We start from the raw sequence: 16,247 nt of genomic DNA, 5'->3' as shown, positions 1-16,247 counted from the left end.
GCCAGCAGCTTCGCTGCTGAGCCTCGTGGGCCGCGGGGCCGCTCTCGCCCGGGCGTAGGGGATTCGGCGTCCGTCGGGTTCGGTACGGGCGAGCGCGGCGATGGAGGAGTGACTTCCCCTGCAGGTGAGGGTGGTCCGCTCGACGTGGGTGCCGGCAACCAGACCGGCTGCCCAGGCCCCGCGTCGACATGGGCTGTCGTTTACCAGATCGGGCCATGATCAGGGCGTTGTCCACAGTGGCGATGGTTGTCCACAGGACAGTGCCGTCATCTCCCACCGTCCCGGCCGCCGCCATAGCGTCGCGCTGTGTCGCACGACGAGGAGACAGAGGTACGCCAGCGCCTGCGCCGGCTGACGGAGGCGGCTGTCGCACCGCCGCCCCGGCCGGAGGCTCCGCACGCGGGCGTACCCCCGTCCTCCCTGGTCGGCGCGCAGCCCGCGGACGTGCTGCCCCGGGCCGCCGCGTTGGTCGCGGAGCCGGCATCGGACGGCCTCACGGTCCCACCGGAGCCACGGTTGCCCGGCCCAGGGGCGTTCGACCCCGGGCGGCGCGGTGTGCGGGCGTTGGCGGTGGTCGCCGTGGTGGTGGTCGTGGGTGCGGCAGGTTGGGCCTGGCAGGCCCGGCCGCGGTCGGAGCCGGTCGCCCCGCTGGTCAGCGAGACCGCGTCGGCCGTGCCCCTTGCTGACCCCACCGTGTCCGGCTCCGGCGAGGTGGTGGTGGCGGTCGCGGGAAAGGTCCGAAAACCCGGTTTGGTACGCCTGCCGGCCGGGTCCCGGCTTGCCGACGCGGTGCAGGCGGCCGGCGGCGCGCTCCCGGGGGTCGACGTGGCGCTGCTCAACCCCGCCCGCAAGGTCACCGACGGCGAGCTGATCGTGGTCGGGGTGACGCCACCGCCGGTGCCGGGCGGTGCGGCCGGGCCTGCGGCGGGCGATGCGGGACCTGCCGTCGGGCCGCTGAACCTCAACACCGCGACACTGGCGCAGCTCGACGCGCTGCCCGGGGTCGGCCCGGTGCTCGCCCAACGGATCCTCGCTCATCGAGATCAGCACGGTGGGTTCAAGTCCGTTGGCGACCTACGCCAGGTCGACGGGATCGGCGATGCCCGTTACGAGCAGCTCAAGGATCTGGTGACGGTGTGAGCGGGTCCGCCGTCGCCGCCGCCCCACCGCGGGCCAGCCAGTCGCCGTCCCCGCCGCCGGATCTGCGACTGGCTGGGCTCGCCGTGGCGGCGTGGCTCACCGCGCTTGCCGGGCTGCATCTCGGCAGCCGCGCCATGCTGCTGGTGGCCGGCACGGCGGCCGGTCTGACGGCAATTGGCGCCGTGCATCTGCTCGGCCGCCTCGGCCGTCCCAGAGCCGTGGTGCGGCGCTACGGGTGGGTGGCCGTGGCGGTCGGCCTCGGAGTGGTCTGCGGTGGCGCGGCCACCGCCGCCCGGCTCGCCGTTCGCGACGCGCCGGCGATCCGTGCCCTCGCCGAACAACGCGCTCCGATCACCGCCGACCTGGTCGTCCGGGACGACCCGCGTCCGATCCGGAGCGCCGGGCGGCCGGGCATGGTGCTGGTGTCCACCGAGCTGGTCCGGTTCACCGGCCCGGATGGTCGACGGATCCACGCGTCGGTGCGCCTGCTCGTCCTGGCGACCGACCCGGCATGGCGGGGCCTGCTGCCCGGGCAGCGCCTCACCGTCGACGGCCGGCTCGGCGTTCCGCGCGGCGGCGACCTCACCGCGGCGGTGCTCAGCACCAACGATCCGCCGCAGCGGCACGGCGCGCCGTCCTGGGCGCAGCGCGCCGCCGGGGCACTGCGTGCCGGCCTGCAACGGGCCTGCGCGCCCCTCCCCGACGACCGCGGTGGGCTGCTGCCCGGTCTGGTGGTGGGCGACACCAGCCGACTGCCACCCGCCGTCGAGGAGGACTTCCAGGCCACCGGGATGACCCATCTCAACGCGGTCTCCGGCTCCAACGTGGCGATCGTGGTGGGCGCGGTGCTGTTGCTGGCCCGTTGGTCGCGCGCCGGTCCGTGGCTCGCCGCCGCGCTGTGTGGGGTGGCGCTGGTGGGGTTCGTCATCCTGGTCCGCCCGTCGCCGAGCGTCGTACGGGCCGCCACGATGGGAGCGATCGCGCTCGCCGCGCTCGCCGCCGGTCGACCTCGGGCGGCACTGCCCGCGCTGGCCGCCGCCGTGACGGTGCTGGTCCTCGTCGACCCCGAGCTGGCCGGGGATCCCGGGTTCGCCCTCTCCGTGCTGGCCACCGGTGGCCTGCTGCTGCTCGCGCCGCGCTGGCGGGACGGGTTGCGTCGGCGAGGCGTCCCACCTGGGCTGGCCGAGGCGTTGGCAGTGCCGGCGGCCGCCCAACTGGCCTGCGGTCCGGTCGTCGCCGGGATCTCCGGCACGGTGAGCCTGGTGGCGGTGCCAGCGAACCTGCTGGCGGTGCCAGCCATCGCGCCAGCGACAGTGCTGGGCGTGCTGGCGGCCATGGTGTCGCCGATCTGGCCGGCCGGTGCCGAGTTCGTCGCGTGGCTGGCGAGCTGGCCGGCCTGGTGGCTGGTGGTCATCGCCCGACAGGGTGCTGGACTGCCGGGTGGCACCCTGCCGTGGCCGGGCGGGGTCCCCGGTGCCCTGCTGCTGACCGGGCTGACCGTCGCGCTGCTGATCGCGGTGCGCCGACCACTCGTACGCCGGCTGGTGGCGGTGGTGGGGGTTGCCTCCGTGCTGGGTGCCCTGCCGGTTCGGCTGGTAGCCGCCGGCTGGCCGCCCGCCGGGTGGGTGGTGGTGGCCTGCGCGGTGGGCCAGGGCGACGCCCTGGTGCTCCCGGTCGACCCCGGCCGGGCCGTGGTGGTGGACACCGGGCCGGAACCGGGCGCGGTGGACGGTTGCCTACGTCGGCTCGGCGTACGGGAGGTGCCCCTGCTGGTGATCAGCCACTTCCACGCGGACCACGTGGGCGGGGTGGCCGGAGTGTTCCGGGGGAGGCGGGTGGGTGCAGTCCTGACGCCGTCGTCGACGGACCCGGAGAGCGGCCGGGACCTGGTTCGGGCGGCAGCCACCGGCGGGCGGGCCGCGCTGCTGACCACCGTGGCCGGCGCTCGCCACCCCGTGGGCGGGGTCGACCTGCTGGTGCTCGGCCCGCCGTACCCGCTGACCGGGACCAGGTCCGACCCGAACAACAACTCGTTGGTGCTGCTCGCCACGGTGGCCGGGGTGCGGATCCTGCTGGCCGGGGACGCGGAGACCGAGGAGCAGCACGCGATGGTTGCCCGGGCGGCGCCCGGCCAGTTATGGGCGGACGTGTTGAAGCTTGCGCATCACGGGTCGGCGTATCAGGACCCGGGCTTCCTCGACGCGGTCCGGCCGGCGGTGGCGCTCGTGCCGGTGGGCACCGGCAACACCTACGGGCACCCGAGTCCGAGTCTGCTCGCCCAACTGGGCAGGGGCGGCGTGCGGGTGCTGCGTACCGACACGGACGGCGATGTGGCGGCGATCCGAACGGGCGACGGTCTGGCGGTAGCCCGCCGAGGTGTGCCCGCCGGCCGGCAGCCCTGAGTCGCGCACGGCTGCCCTCCGCGGTTCCCTTGATCCGGTGTGGATCAAGGAGGCGGAGTTTCGACTATCGGGGCGACTTGCGGATTAGAAGGGGAATTGAGATAGATGTCTGGATTTGCGCTGTGTGCGGGCTGCGCCGATCAAGCAGCGAATGAGCAGGCACGATCCCGCCGCAGGCCGTGCGAATATGGGCGACGTGACCCCCGCCAGCCTCGCCCCCATTCTGCTCGTCCTCGGTGACGAGGAACTGCTCGCCACGCGCGCGGTCACCGAAGCTGTCGCGAAGGTTCGCGGTGTCGACCCCGAGGTGGACGTCCGCGAATACCAGGCCAGCGCGCTCACCGTCGGCGAGATCGCCGAGATGCTCAGCCCCTCCCTGTTCGGCGGGCGCCGGCTGCTGATCCTGCGTTCCGGCCAGGACGCCCGCAAGGACCTGGTCGCCGCGCTGTTGGCGTACGCGAAGAATCCCGACCCGGAGGTCCAGCTGCTGGTGCTGCACCTGGGGGGTGCCAAGGGCAAGGCGTTCGCCGACGGTCTGCGGGCGGCCGGCGCGACGGTGATCCCGGCCGCCAAGCTCAAGGGGCACCGCGACCGGGTGGCCTTCGTCCGCGACGAGATCCGCCGGGCCGGCGGAAAGTGCACCGACGACGCCGCCGAGGCGCTCATCGCCGCGGTCGGCAACGACCTGCGCGAGCTGGCCGCAGCCTGTTCCCAGCTGATCGCCGACACAGACGGGCGGATCAGCGCCGAGACGGTCTCCCGTTACTACCGGGGCCGGGTCGAGGTGACCGGCTTCACCGTGGCGGACGCCACAATGGTCGGCGACGTGCCGGCGGCGCTTGAGGCACTGCGTTGGGCCCTGCACGTCGGGGTCGACCCGGTGCCCATCGCCGACGCCCTGGCCGACGGGGTGCGTACGGTGGCCCGGGTGGCGTCGGCCGGGCGGGGTAGCCCGTACCAGCTCGCCAGCAGCCTCGGAATGCCCGCCTGGAAGATCGAGCGGGCGCAGCGGCAGGGACGGGGCTGGACGCCGGAGGGCCTGGTCCGGGCCATGCAGGTGGCCGCCGAGTGCAACGCGGCCGTCAAGGGCGGCTCCGACGACCGGGCGTACGCCCTGGAGCGTGCGGTCTTCTCGGTCGCGGCGGCCCGGCAGGGCAGCGCCAGGTGACGGGGACGAACCGCCCAGCGTGGGCCACCGTCCGCGTGGACGAGGAGCGTTACCGGCCGCTCTACGCCCGGCTCCTCGGCCTACGGTTCGTCAACCCCGGCGGCGTGCTGTGCTTCCTCTTCTTCGAGGGTGCCATCGCCCTGGCGGTGCTGCTCGCCCTCGCCGAGTTGGTCAGCTGGTGGGCGGTGCTGGTGCTGCCGGTGGTGGTGGCGGTCATGGTCAAACTCAACGACATGGTGGCCGCGATAGTGGTCCGCTCCGCCGCGCTCGTGCCCGAGCAGGAACGGGACCGGTTTCGTCGGCAGATGGAACCGGTGGTCGGCCGAGCCCGGGTGGAGTGGGTCTCACACAGCGTGCCCGGCGTGGTGATCGCCGCCGACCCGGTGCCACCGCCCCGGCGGGCCAACCCGTCAGACTGAGCGCGCCGGGTTCTGGCCCATTTTAGGGAGCCAAGACGGCTCCGTGACTGCCCTCCGCGCTTCTGGGCGCCGGCTGGACGTCAGTCTCGGTGCCGCAGGATCGTCAGCGGAACTCGTGTCCTCGATTTGCGACACCACCAGATTGTTCGGCGTCCTTGAAAGCGCTGGAGCTTAAGGACCGGAACTAAGTTGGCGCTAGGCGTGATCTTGAATTAGATCAAGTGGGGGCGCCGACGTCGGCGCCCCCACGTGTCGTTTGTGGTGATCTACTGCTTGACGAGGTTGGTCCTTGGCTTCATCGAGGGTGCATCCCTCTCACCCGCTCGTAGACCCGCGCGGGTACTCCAGCTGGCTGTTGGGCTTTGTGGCTCGCGGATCAGCTGGAGCCCCGTCGGTCAGGCAGTCAGCTGCCGGAGCATCTCGGCCGAGTCGTGCAAGTTCGTCATATGCGAGAACCGGCCGTCGCTGACCTGGTAGATGGCGTATTCGACGATCTTGAACGAGGCGCCGGACGGCGGAACGCCGAGCCATTCCTTCACGGGGGTGCCGGTGTTGATGGCTCGGACGGCGATGCCGTCGCGGTCGAAGAGCAGTTCGTCGACCTCCCAGTGGATGTCCGGGACGGCGTCGGCGATGCCCTTCAGGACCGTGACGACGTCCTCGCGCTTACCGGGGTGGCCGCCGAGCACCACCTCGTCATTGATGAACTCGCCCATCCGGTCGAACTCGTGGTTGTTGAGCGCCTCGGCGTAGCGCATGTACCAGTCGCGCAGACCACTCTCAGTCATCGTGTTCCTCTTCCTCTTCCTCTGTGCCGCAGCATGCGGCTCCCAACTGGGAAAAAATTCTGCACCGATCGGTGCAGAATTCGAGGATAGCAGTTCTGCACCGGTCGGTGCCAAAGTGGTAGAGTGTGGGAGTGTGCACGTCACCGATCGGCCGCCCGCGGGAGTTCGACGCCGAGGCGGCGCTTGAGAAGGCGATGGCGGTCTTCTGGGCGCAGGGCTACGAGGGGGCCAGCCTCACCGACCTGACCGAGGCCATGGGCATCTCTCGCAAAAGCCTGTACGCGGCCTACGGCAACAAGGAGGACCTGTTCCGCAAGGCGCTGCAGCGCTACGAACTGGGTCCCGGCGCCTACGTCGCCGATGCACTACGGGCACCCACCGCCCGCGAGGTCGCCATGGCCTTCCTCGCTGGCTCCGCCCGCGCCAACACCCTGCCCGGACTCCCCGCCGGTTGCCTCGGCGTCCAGGGCGCGCTGGCCACCGGCGAGACCGGGCGGGTCGCCCGCGACGTCCTCGCCGCATGGCGTGCCGGCGGTCAAGGGCTGCTGCGCGACCGGTTCCGGCAGGCCGTCGCAGAGGGCGACCTGCCTTCCGACGCCGATCCGGAAAAAATCGCCCGCTACGTCATGACGATCGCGAACGGCGTCGCTGTCCAGGCAGCCGGCGGCGCGACCTGCGAGGAACTGCAACAAGTAGCCGACGCCGCACTACGGAACTGGCCACCGGCCTGAGCAGGTCGAAGTTAGCGCGGCCGTACATTTGCCGCTTGAGTATCTTGATCCGGTTGACGTTGCCTTCGACGGGCCCGGAATTCCATTGCAGGGTGAGTCCGGCGATGACCGCGTCGAGGTCTGCGGTGAGGTGCCGGGCGAAGGTGCTGATGACTGGCAGCCCGGTGGCGACGGCGGTGGTGATCCAGCCCGTGTATGGCCGACCTCTGGACACACGGAAACCCCGGGCCGGGGGCCCGGGGTTTTCCGAATCAGTCTGACGGTGAAGTCGTCAGGCGGAGAGTGACACCACGCGCTTCGCGATCGCGGACTTGCGGTTCGCGGCCTGGTTGGAGTGGATCACGCCCTTGCTGACGGCCTTGTCCAGCTTGCGCGAAGCGTCGAGCATGAGCGCGGTCGCCTTCTCGACGTCACCGGCCTCGGCAGCCTCGTGGAACTTCCGGACGGCGGTCTTCAGCGACGACTTGACCGACTTGTTGCGCAGCCGGGCCTTCTCGTTCTGCCGGTTGCGCTTGATCTGGGACTTGATGTTCGCCACGCGACAGCCTCGTCTTGATAGCTCGGGTTGGTCAGCTTATTGCGCGTGATGACGAACATGCGTCATCGCTGCGCGAAGAGCCAGGTTACCAGGTTGCCCGGGACGAGCCAAAACGGCTCTGCCAAACGCCGCTCCACGGGTCGCGGCGCCACCGGCAGTGATCCACTCGCCTGCACGGAAACCGGGGTATCCGCAGCGAGTTGACACCGCGCTATCAAGGAACCCGAGTCGATCACCAAAGGCGGACCACCGCCCGCCGCCCGGACCGCCGGGCACCGGACCGCCGGGGTGATGGTTAGCACCAGCCCTGGCGGCGGGCCAGCCAGTCGAGCGACTGCTCGCCGCTCCAGCGCTGGTGGGCTGGCAGGTGCGGCGATGCCGTCGGCGGTGCCGCCGCGGCGCCGGTGAGGTAGTAGCCGGCCAACGCGGCCAGGGTCGCGTCCAACGCGTCCGGGGGCGCGCCGGCGGTGGCCGGGTGCGCGGCGAAGAGCCGGTCCGCGTCCAGCCCGCTGGCGTACGCGGTGAGCAGCAGCCCGGCCAGGTCGAACCAGGCCGGCCCGGAGCAGACCCAGGTCCAGTCGCAGAACCAGGCGCGGCCGTCCGAGTCGATCAGCACGTTGTCGACCCGCAGGTCCCCGTGGATCAGGCCGGTCGCCCCGGCGGCGTACCGGGGAAGGAGGGACTCCAACTCCACCAGCTCGGGCAGCCGGCCTCGAAGCGGCGCGGGCAGTGCTGGGATCGGCTCGCGGCCGGCGGCGACCTCCTCCCACCAGAGGATGTCCGACCGGGCCAGGTCGGCCAGGCGCGGCAGACCGAGGGTAGTCAGCTCGGCCGGCGGGTCGGCCAGGGCGGCGGCGACCTGCGCGTACCCGGCGAGGGTCGCTTCCAACTCGGCAGGCACCCAGGGCAGGCGTGGGGTGTGCCCGTCGACGGCGTCGGTGCAGAGCACGAACCAGCCGGCCGTGGAGAGGGTCCACCGGGGGCGGGGCGCCGGCAGGTCCACCGGCAGCCGATCCAGGATCGCGGCCTCTCGGGCGTACCACTCGACCAGATGCGGTTGCTCGGCGGCGGGTGCGGCCTTGACGAAGGCCCGACCACCGTCGGCGGTGTCGAGCACGGCGGCGAACCCCCGGGTGAAGCCCGCGCCCGCGACCCGGGCGGTGACCACCGGCGCGCCGAGCCGTTCGGCGACGGCGGCCCGCAGCGCCGCGGGCAACGCCGGCCACGACGGGCGCAGGGCGCTCGCGTGGTACGGCACGGGCGGCAGCAGGGGAGAGGACATCCCACCATGCTGCCCCGGGGCACGTGCGCGACGCACGGCGACACTGCCAGACTGCCAAGCCATGAGGACCGAGGACTTCTGGCAGTTGATCGACGAGGCGCGGGCTGGCGGCGGAGGTGAGCCCGGCCCGGTCGCCGCGCGGGCCGTCGCGCTGCTCGCCGAGCGCGACCCGGACGACATCATCGGGTACGCGCGACACCAGACGCGGGTGCTGGCCGCCTCGCACAAGGCGGATCTGTGGGGTGCGGCGTACCTGATCAACGGGGGTGCCTCGGCCGACGGCTTCGAACACTTCCGGGGCTGGCTGATGACCCAGGGTCGGGCCGTCTTCGCCCGCGCCGTCGCCGAACCGGACTCGCTGGCCGAACTGCCCCAGGTGCGGGCGGCCTCGCTCAGCGGTGAGGAGTTCTCCGCCGAGCAGATGCTCTCGGTGCCCTGGGACGCGTACCGCAAGGCCACAGCGACCGAACTCCCGGCGGACCGCGACCCGGTGCGGACGCCGGACCTCAACGACTTCTGGGACTTCGACGACGAGGACGAGGCGCGTCGGCGGCTGCCCCGGTTGGCCGCGCTCTTCGTCGAGCCGCCGATGGAGTGAGGGGTCCTCGGGCCGATCCATCGCCCGCACAGCGGGCGTACCCCGGCGGCGTGGGAACATAGAGGGGGTCGGCGGCGCGCCGGCCTGTTCACGTCAGCCGACCAGAACGGACCGCTGTGCCACCGAAGCTCGATCCCGGCGCGAACGCCCCTGGTGCCACCGACCCCGGTCGCATCCGGAACTTCGGCATCATCGCCCACATCGACCACGGGAAGTCGACCCTGGCCGACCGGATGTTGCAGCTCACCGGCGTGGTCGACCCGCGGCAGATGCGCGCGCAGTACCTGGACCGGATGGACATCGAGCGCGAGCGCGGCATCACCATCAAGAGCCAGGCCGTCCGCATGCCGTGGACCATCCGCGAGGGTGAGCGGGCCGGCGAGCACGCGGTGCTCAACATGATCGACACCCCGGGGCACGTGGACTTCACCTACGAGGTGTCCCGGTCGCTGGCCGCCTGCGAGGGCGCCGTGCTGCTGGTCGATGCCGCGCAGGGCATCGAGGCGCAGACCCTGGCCAACCTGTACCTGGCCCTCGAGAACGACCTGCGCATCATCCCGGTGCTCAACAAGATCGACCTGCCGGCCGCGCAGCCGGAGAAGTACGCCGAGGAGTTGGCCCACCTGATCGGCGGTGACCCCGCCGACTGCATCCGGGTCTCCGGCAAGACGGGTGAGGGCGTCCCGCACCTGCTCGACGAGATCGTCAGGCAGTTCATTCCACCGGTCGGCGACGCCGAGGCGCCCGCCCGGGCGATGATCTTCGATTCGGTGTACGACGTCTACCGCGGCGTCGTCACGTACGTCCGGGTCATCGACGGCCGGATCAGCGCCCGCGACCGGATCAAGATGATGTCCACCGGCGCGGTGCACGAGCTGCTGGAGATCGGCGTCATCTCACCCGAGATGGTCAAGGCCGAGGCGCTCGGCGTCGGCGAGGTCGGCTACCTGATCACCGGTGTGAAGGACGTCCGGCAGTCCCGGGTCGGTGACACGGTCACCATCAACAGCCGGCCGGCCGCCGAGGCGTTGGGTGGCTACAAGGACCCGAAGCCGATGGTCTACTCCGGCCTCTACCCGATCGACGGGTCCGACTACCCGAACCTGCGCGAGGCGCTGGACAAGCTCAAGCTCAACGACGCCGCCCTGGACTACGAGCCGGAGACCTCCGGCGCGCTCGGCTTCGGCTTCCGCTGCGGCTTCCTCGGCCTGCTCCACCTGGAGATCATCCGGGAGCGGCTGGAGCGCGAGTACAACCTCGACCTGATCTCCACCGCGCCCAACGTCGTCTACCGGGCGATCACGGACGACGGCGAGGAGATCGTCGTCACCAACCCGAGCGAATACCCCACCGGCAAGATCGCCGAGGTGTACGAGCCGGTCGTCCGGGCCACGGTGCTGACGCCCAACGACTACGTCGGCGCGGTCATGGAGCTATGCCAGGGCCGGCGCGGCACCCTGCTCGGCATGGACTACCTCTCCGCCGACCGGGTGGAGCTGCGCTACACGCTGCCCCTCGCGGAGATCATCTACGACTTCTTCGACCAGTTGAAGAGCCGCACCAAGGGCTACGCCTCGCTCGACTACGAGCCCTCCGGCGAGCAGGCGTCCGACCTGGTGAAGGTGGACATCCTGCTGCACGGCGAGCCGGTGGACGCATTCAGCGCCATCGTGCACAAGGACAAGGCGTACAACTACGGCGTCACCATCGCCGCCAAGCTGCGCACCCTGATCCCGCGCCAGCAGTTCGAGGTGCCGATCCAGGCGGCCATCGGCAGCCGGGTCATCGCCCGGGAAACTATCCGGGCGATCCGCAAGGACGTTCTCGCCAAGTGCTACGGCGGCGACATCAGCCGAAAGCGCAAGCTGCTGGAGAAGCAGAAGGAAGGCAAGAAGCGGATGAAGATGGTCGGCCGGGTCGAGGTGCCGCAGGAAGCCTTCATCGCCGCCCTCTCCTCCGACTCCGGCGACGGCAAGGCCGCCGGCAAGAAGTAGTTCCCGACGTCGTACGCGCCCGGGTGCCACCCGCACCCGGGCGCGTCGCGTTTCCGGACGTCTCGCCTGCCTCGCGGGCCCTGGTGCCTGATCGCCCTGGAACCGCGCGGTAGTGGCTGATCCGTGCTCGTCCGGTCACCTATCCGTGCTCGTCCCTTCATCTGCGGGCTCTTCCGGTCACCTTTCGTGCTCGCCCGGTCACCTGCGGGCTCGGACATCTTGCGCAACGAGGAGTGGCGCGGGCCCGGATGGCGTGGCTCGGCCCGATCCGCCTCGCCCACCCTGTACCCGTCGGGGCTGATGGGCCCGCTGACTGCCGGCCGAGCGCGCGGGTCCGGCGAGTGTGACAGTGGCGTGCGGGAAATTTTTTCTCGCTGCCGTGGGGCTGGCGGATCGGCGAAGTGTGCTCCTACCTGTGTGGACGTACTCACCCGTCAACCGACGCACCTCCGAAAACATCGACGACTGACGTCGTTGATTGAGGTGAGTCGGTTTGGGCTTTCGGTGGGTCGGGCATTTAGCCGTCACGACAGGAAGCACACACCTCGTGTGACAGACATTCTTTGAAGGAGGGCGACCGTGGAGCTCACCGTGTGGGGCATCATCACTGCGATCGTTGTTGGTCTCATCGTCGGCGCGCTCGGCCGCCTGGTCGTCCCGGGCCGGCAGAACATGCCGATCTGGCTGCACATGCTCATCGGTATCGGCGCCGCGCTGCTGGGCACCGTCCTGGCGCGGGCCATCGGCATCGCGACCGAGACGAGCGGTATCGACTGGGGCGAGCTGCTGGTGCAGGTCGTGGTGGCCGCGATCGCGGTCGCGCTGGTGGCCGGTGTTGGTGGCCGCCGCCGGGTCACCCGGTAACACCACAGCACCAACCCGTACCACCGCGACACCTCCGATGGGCGCCCGACCGACAGGTCGGGCGCCCATCGGCGTTCTGCCCACCGCGACGGCCGTCGCCGCGTCCCGTCCGACGTCTTCGACGCCCCCGCCGGTGTCTTCGCCGTCCGGCCGGTGTCTTCGCCGTCCGGCCGGTGTTCGCCGTGCCGGCCGGTGTTCGCCGTGCCGGCCGGTGTTTTGCCGTGCGGCGGCTCTTTGCTGTCCGGCCGGACGTCTTCAGGGTCCTGCCCGCCTCTCCGGGACACTGTCGGACGTCTCTGCCGCGCAGTCGGGCGTCTCTGGCGGGCTGGATCGCGGTGATCGACTCGGCTTTGGTGAAGTCGCGGTGTCCCGGTGGGTTTGATACCGCGGATTCAATGACCTCGTGTTGATCATGGCCTCGGCGGCGTCGGCGGCGTCGGCGGCGTCGGCGGCCCGCGGTCGAGCGGCCCGGTGAGCCGGTGGCCTGGCGGTGCAGCGGCCCGGTGAGCCGGCGGTCCGGCGGTGCAGCGGCCCGGTTGGGCTGCGGTGGTACGTGTTCTTGTCGGCCAAGTCGTGATCGTTTGGTGAGCAAAGTCGGTTTGGATTTTGGGTGGGTAGGGCAATTAACGGTCACGACAGGAAGCACACGCACCGTGTGTCAGACATTCTTGAAGGAGGGTGGCCGTGGAGCTCACCGTGTGGGGCATCATCACTGCGATCGTTGTTGGTCTCATCGTCGGCGCGCTCGGCCGCCTGGTCGTCCCGGGCCGGCAGAACATGCCGATCTGGCTGCACCTGCTCATCGGTGTCGGCGCCGCGCTGCTGGGCACCGTCCTGGCGCGGGCCATCGGCATCGCGACCGAGACGAGCGGTATCGACTGGGGCGAGCTGCTGGTGCAGGTCGTGGTGGCCGCGATCGCGGTCGCGCTGGTGGCCGGTGTGGGTCGCCGCCGCAGCATCACCCGATAACGACCCGGCATCGTCTGGAGACACAGCACCACCGCTAGGACAGCACGACTGGAAAAGGGCGCCCGGCCGAGAGCCGGGCGCTCTTTCGTGCTGGAAGGCCCCACTTTGGCCGGATGTTGGAGTGCCGGTCGTCGGGCCGCTGCGGTACGGTCGCCACGCTTAGGCCGGTCCCGCCCACTGTCGTAAAGGAATTCTCCGTACTAGGGTGCGGCGGAGAAGGTTAGTTCCAGGCGGCGCGAGGGGAGAAGTGGCGTGAACAGGTGGAAGCGGCTGGCCCCGGTCACCGCCATGGTGGCCTCGGCCGCGATGGTGCTGACCGGCTGTGGAGGCTCCGGCGACGACGCGGCTGACGACAGCAAGCTCACGGTCTGGATGATGGGTGAGGGCGGGGACGCGCAGAACTCCTTCCTCGACGGGGTCGAGGCCGAGTTCCGCCAGAAGCACCCCGACACCGACGTGGTCGTGCAGTACATCCCCTGGCTGGAGGCGCCGAAGAAGTTCCAGGCTGCGCTCGCCGGCGGTGAGGGGCCGGACATCACCGAGCTGGGCAACACCGAGACTCAGGGTTGGGCCGCCCAGGAGGCGCTCGCCGACGTGAGTGGACGGATGGGCGGCTGGGCCGACGGCAAGGATCTGCTGCCCGACCTGGTACGCAACGCGCAGCTCGACGGTAAGCAGTACGGCGTGCCGTGGTACGCGGGTGTGCGCGCGATCTACTACCGCACCGACTGGTTCGCCGAGGCCGGCGTGCAGCCCCCGAAGACCTGGGACGAGCTGGTCACGGTGGCCAAGGCCGTGCAGGCGAAGAAGAAGGGCACCTACGGCATCGCGCTGCCCGGCAACTCCGAGCTGCCCTTCTACTCCTTCCTCTGGGGCGCGGGCGGCGAGATCGCCAGCAACCAGGGCGGCACCTGGAAGTCCGGCTACACCACGCCGGAGGCGCAGCGGGCCGTCAAGTTCTGGACCGACCTGGTGACCGTGCACAAGGTCGCCCCGCCGGCGGCGGCGGGTTGGAACGAGATCGACGCGCGTACCCAGTTCGCCACCGGCAAGGCCGCGATGGCCTTCGCCGGTAGCTGGCAGCAGGGTGCCATCAAGAAGGACAACCCCGAGATCGAGAAGGTCTGGGGTACGTTCCCGATCCCCGGCCCGGACGGCAAGGCGGCGCCCGGTTTCGCGGGCGGTTCGGACGTGGCGATCTGGAAGGACAGCGAGCGGCAGGACCTGGCCTGGGACTACCTGACCGTGCTGCTGAACAAGAAGAACGCGCAGAGCTTCGCCAGCAGCCTCGGCTTCTTCCCGGTCTACCAGGACCTGGTCTCCGGTGGCGCGTACGCGAACGACAAGGTGATGGCGTCGTTCGCCACCACCATGCAGAACACCAAGCTCACGCCGCTCACCCCGAAGTGGGTGGAGGTCAGCCGGACGAAGACGGTGACCCAGGCGATGAACAGCTCGGTCATGAAGGGTCAGAAGACGGTCGAGAAGGCTACCGCCGATGCGGCCGGTGAGATGGAAAGCATCCTCAACGCCAAGTGACCACGCTGACCGAGGTGCCGGAGACGGCCGCCGCGCGGGAGACCCCCGCGCGGCGGCGTCGCCGGGTGGACCGCCTGCCCTACCTGCTCCTCCTGCCCGCCCTGCTGATCATCGGGGTGCTGCTGCTCTGGCCGCTCGGCCAGGTGGTGGTGATGTCCTTCTACCGGCTGAACAGCGTCCGGCAGTTGCGCGGCGATCGGGAGTGGCCGTGGGTGGGGCTCGGCAACTACGCCGACATCCTCTCCGACCCGTTCTTCCTGACCGTGCTGCGCAACACGGTCCTGTTCGCCGCGGCGAACGTGCTGCTCACCATGGTGCTCGGCACCCTGGTGGGGTTGCTGCTCAACCGGCTCGGCCGCAAGATGGCGACGTTCGTGGCCAGCTGCGTGATGCTCGCCTGGGCCACGCCGGCGCTGACCGGCACCATCGTCTGGAAATGGATCTTCGACGACACGAGCGGCCTGGTCACGTGGCTGTTCAACGCGTTACCGGACGGGCTCTCGAACAGCCTGTTCGGGCGCAGCGACTGGACCGGCTACGGCTGGTTCAACTCGCCGCTGCTCTTCTTCGCCATCCTCACCCTGGTGGTGGTCTGGCACTCGTTCCCGTTCATCGCGGTGAGTGTGCTGGCCGGTCTCAAGAGCGTGCCGAGTGAGCTGCACGAGGCGGCCCGGGTGGATGGCGCCAGCCCGTGGCGGGTCTTCTGGAAGATCACCTTCCCGTTGCTGCGCCCGGTGTTCGGGATCCTGATCGTGCTCTCCACGATCTGGGACTTCAAGGTCTTCACCCAGCAGTTCGTGCTGGCCGGCGGCACCCAGGACCGGCCGACGTTCATGCTCGCCATCTACTCGTACGCCGAAGCCTTCTCTCCGCCGCCGAAGTACGGGCTCGGCGCGGCCATCGCGGTGATCCTCACGCTGATCCTCCTCGTGGTCACCGGCTTCTACGTACGGATGGTGCTCAGGCAGGAGGACGAGTCGTGAAGAAGGTCGCCCTCAACGCGGCCGGGCTGCTCGTCGCGCTCTTCGCGGCGTTCCCGGTCTACTGGATGATCTCCACCTCGCTGAAGCCGAGCAACGAGATCTTCTCGGCCACTCCGCAGCCGGTGCCGACCCATCCGACGTTGGCGCACTACCGGGAGATCCTGACCGGCAACCTGATCCCCGGCGTCAGCTTCTTCGACTTCTTCCTCAACAGCGCGTTGGTCGCCGTCTCCACTGTGGTGCTCAGCGGCCTGGTGGCGTTGCTCGCCGCGACAGCGGTGGCCCGGTTCCGGTTCCGGCTGCGGACCAGTTTCCTGATCATGCTGCTGGTGGTGCAGATGATCCCGCTGGAGGCGTTGGTCATCCCGCTGTTCCTGATGATCCAGCGGTTGGGTCTGTACAACACCCTGCCCAGCCTGATCCTCACGTACCTCGGTTTCTCGCTGCCGTTCGCGGTCTGGATGCTGCGCGGGTTCGTCGCGGCGGTGCCGAAGGAGTTGGAGGAGGCGGCGGCGATCGACGGGGCCAGCCGGGCCCAGACCTTCCGCCGGGTGCTCTTCCCACTGGTCGCGCCCGGCCTGGTGGCCACCAGCATCTTCTCCTTCATCACGGCGTGGAACGAGCTCATCTTCGCGTTGACGTTCATCAACGACCAGGGCAGCTACACCCTGCCGGTGGCGATGACCTTCTTCTTCGGTCGGGACGACACCAACTGGGGGCCGGTGATGGCCGCGTCCACCCTGTTCACACTGCCGGTCATCATCTTCTTCCTGCTGGTCCAGCGGCGGATGGTCTCCGGCCTGGTCGCCGGCGCCGTCAAGGGCTGAGCCCC

Annotated in this window: 15 protein-coding genes and 1 pseudogene; 12 read left to right on the top strand and 4 right to left on the bottom strand. The window is 70.3% G+C overall.

The features are described from left to right. Positions 1-306: 306 nt before the first annotated feature. The 4 genes from ABZU74_RS23455 to ABZU74_RS23440 all read left to right on the top strand — a co-directional run bounded on the left by ABZU74_RS23455 (position 307) and on the right by ABZU74_RS23440 (position 5,129). Positions 307-1,140 (top strand): helix-hairpin-helix domain-containing protein, encoded by an 834-nt coding sequence (locus ABZU74_RS23455; RefSeq protein ID WP_355427566.1) that lies wholly within the window; start codon positions 307-309, stop codon positions 1,138-1,140. Further along, positions 1,137-3,542 (top strand): ComEC/Rec2 family competence protein, encoded by a 2,406-nt coding sequence (locus ABZU74_RS23450; protein WP_355427563.1) that lies wholly within the window; start codon positions 1,137-1,139, stop codon positions 3,540-3,542. The genes ABZU74_RS23455 and ABZU74_RS23450 overlap by 4 nt, the downstream gene beginning before the upstream one ends. Positions 3,543-3,729: 187 nt before the next feature. After that, positions 3,730-4,710, top strand: a complete 981-nt coding sequence (gene holA / locus ABZU74_RS23445; RefSeq protein WP_355427560.1) for a DNA polymerase III subunit delta — start codon at positions 3,730-3,732, stop codon at positions 4,708-4,710. Beyond that, positions 4,707-5,129 (top strand): hypothetical protein, encoded by a 423-nt coding sequence (locus ABZU74_RS23440; protein ID WP_355427557.1) that lies wholly within the window; start codon positions 4,707-4,709, stop codon positions 5,127-5,129. Before holA ends, ABZU74_RS23440 begins: the two co-directional genes overlap by 4 nt. Before the next feature lie 395 nt (positions 5,130-5,524). On the opposite strand, the gene ABZU74_RS23435 is transcribed toward ABZU74_RS23440, so the two are convergent. Then, positions 5,525-5,917, bottom strand: a complete 393-nt coding sequence (locus ABZU74_RS23435) for an ester cyclase (protein ID WP_355427554.1) — start codon at positions 5,915-5,917, stop codon at positions 5,525-5,527. A 131-nt stretch (positions 5,918-6,048) separates the two neighbouring features. Here ABZU74_RS23435 and ABZU74_RS23430 point away from each other — a divergent pair, with 131 nt between their 5' ends. Further along, a complete protein-coding gene (locus tag ABZU74_RS23430; RefSeq protein WP_355427551.1) occupies positions 6,049-6,648 on the top strand; it encodes a TetR/AcrR family transcriptional regulator in 600 nt (199 codons plus the stop codon). On the opposite strand, the pseudogene ABZU74_RS23425 reads toward ABZU74_RS23430, so the two are convergent. From ABZU74_RS23425 to ABZU74_RS23415, 3 genes and pseudogenes are all read right to left on the bottom strand, one after another. Then, positions 6,644-6,790, bottom strand: a pseudogene (locus tag ABZU74_RS23425) (hypothetical protein); the annotation flags it as partial. The gene ABZU74_RS23430 and the pseudogene ABZU74_RS23425 overlap by 5 nt on opposite strands. Before the next feature lie 129 nt (positions 6,791-6,919). Then, positions 6,920-7,186, bottom strand: a complete 267-nt coding sequence (gene rpsT, locus ABZU74_RS23420; protein ID WP_030491765.1) for a 30S ribosomal protein S20 — start codon at positions 7,184-7,186, stop codon at positions 6,920-6,922. A gap of 295 nt (positions 7,187-7,481) precedes the next feature. Then, positions 7,482-8,468, bottom strand: a complete 987-nt coding sequence (locus ABZU74_RS23415) for a phosphotransferase (protein ID WP_355427548.1) — start codon at positions 8,466-8,468, stop codon at positions 7,482-7,484. 61 nt (positions 8,469-8,529) lie between these two features. Between ABZU74_RS23415 and ABZU74_RS23410 the strand changes: the two genes are divergently transcribed. The 7 genes from ABZU74_RS23410 to ABZU74_RS23380 all read left to right on the top strand — a co-directional run bounded on the left by ABZU74_RS23410 (position 8,530) and on the right by ABZU74_RS23380 (position 16,242). After that, the gene (locus ABZU74_RS23410) at positions 8,530-9,066 is read left to right on the top strand and encodes a DUF4240 domain-containing protein (RefSeq protein WP_355427545.1); all 537 of its coding nucleotides are present in this window, start codon (positions 8,530-8,532) and stop codon (positions 9,064-9,066) included. Between the two features lie 116 nt (positions 9,067-9,182). Next, positions 9,183-11,060: a translation elongation factor 4 gene (lepA, locus tag ABZU74_RS23405; protein ID WP_355427543.1), complete on the top strand. Its 1,878-nt coding sequence runs from the start codon at positions 9,183-9,185 to the stop codon at positions 11,058-11,060. A gap of 579 nt (positions 11,061-11,639) precedes the next feature. Next, a complete protein-coding gene (locus ABZU74_RS23400) occupies positions 11,640-11,924 on the top strand; it encodes a GlsB/YeaQ/YmgE family stress response membrane protein (RefSeq protein ID WP_355427540.1) in 285 nt (94 codons plus the stop codon). Positions 11,925-12,608: 684 nt separating this feature from the next. Further along, a complete protein-coding gene (locus ABZU74_RS23395) occupies positions 12,609-12,893 on the top strand; it encodes a GlsB/YeaQ/YmgE family stress response membrane protein (RefSeq protein WP_355427537.1) in 285 nt (94 codons plus the stop codon). A gap of 252 nt (positions 12,894-13,145) precedes the next feature. Further along, positions 13,146-14,432 (top strand): sugar ABC transporter substrate-binding protein, encoded by a 1,287-nt coding sequence (locus tag ABZU74_RS23390; protein WP_355427534.1) that lies wholly within the window; start codon positions 13,146-13,148, stop codon positions 14,430-14,432. Continuing rightward, positions 14,429-15,415 carry a sugar ABC transporter permease gene (locus tag ABZU74_RS23385; protein ID WP_355427531.1) on the top strand — a complete coding sequence of 329 codons (987 nt, stop codon included), beginning with the start codon at positions 14,429-14,431 and terminating at the stop codon, positions 15,413-15,415. Before ABZU74_RS23390 ends, ABZU74_RS23385 begins: the two co-directional genes overlap by 4 nt. After that, positions 15,412-16,242 carry a carbohydrate ABC transporter permease gene (locus ABZU74_RS23380; protein WP_355427528.1) on the top strand — a complete coding sequence of 277 codons (831 nt, stop codon included), beginning with the start codon at positions 15,412-15,414 and terminating at the stop codon, positions 16,240-16,242. Before ABZU74_RS23385 ends, ABZU74_RS23380 begins: the two co-directional genes overlap by 4 nt. The last annotated feature ends 5 nt before the right edge of the window (positions 16,243-16,247 follow it).

It is taken from the genome of Micromonospora sp. NPDC005171 (assembly GCF_040608575.1).
GTDB lineage: Bacteria > Actinomycetota > Actinomycetes > Mycobacteriales > Micromonosporaceae > Micromonospora.
The sequence above is the reverse complement of the archived record's forward strand: the minus strand, read 5'-3'. Positions and strand labels throughout refer to the sequence as shown.

Bases quoted from the DNA above. Each gene is read 5' to 3' on its own strand.
- holA (WP_355427560.1), top strand. From the start codon at position 3,730: ATGGGCGACGTGACCCCCGCCAGCCTCGCCCCCATTCTGCTCGTCCTC.
- ABZU74_RS23435 (WP_355427554.1), bottom strand. From the start codon at position 5,917: ATGACTGAGAGTGGTCTGCGCGACTGGTACATGCGCTACGCCGAGGCG.
- ABZU74_RS23415 (WP_355427548.1), bottom strand. From the start codon at position 8,468: ATGTCCTCTCCCCTGCTGCCGCCCGTGCCGTACCACGCGAGCGCCCTG.
- ABZU74_RS23410 (WP_355427545.1), top strand. From the start codon at position 8,530: ATGAGGACCGAGGACTTCTGGCAGTTGATCGACGAGGCGCGGGCTGGC.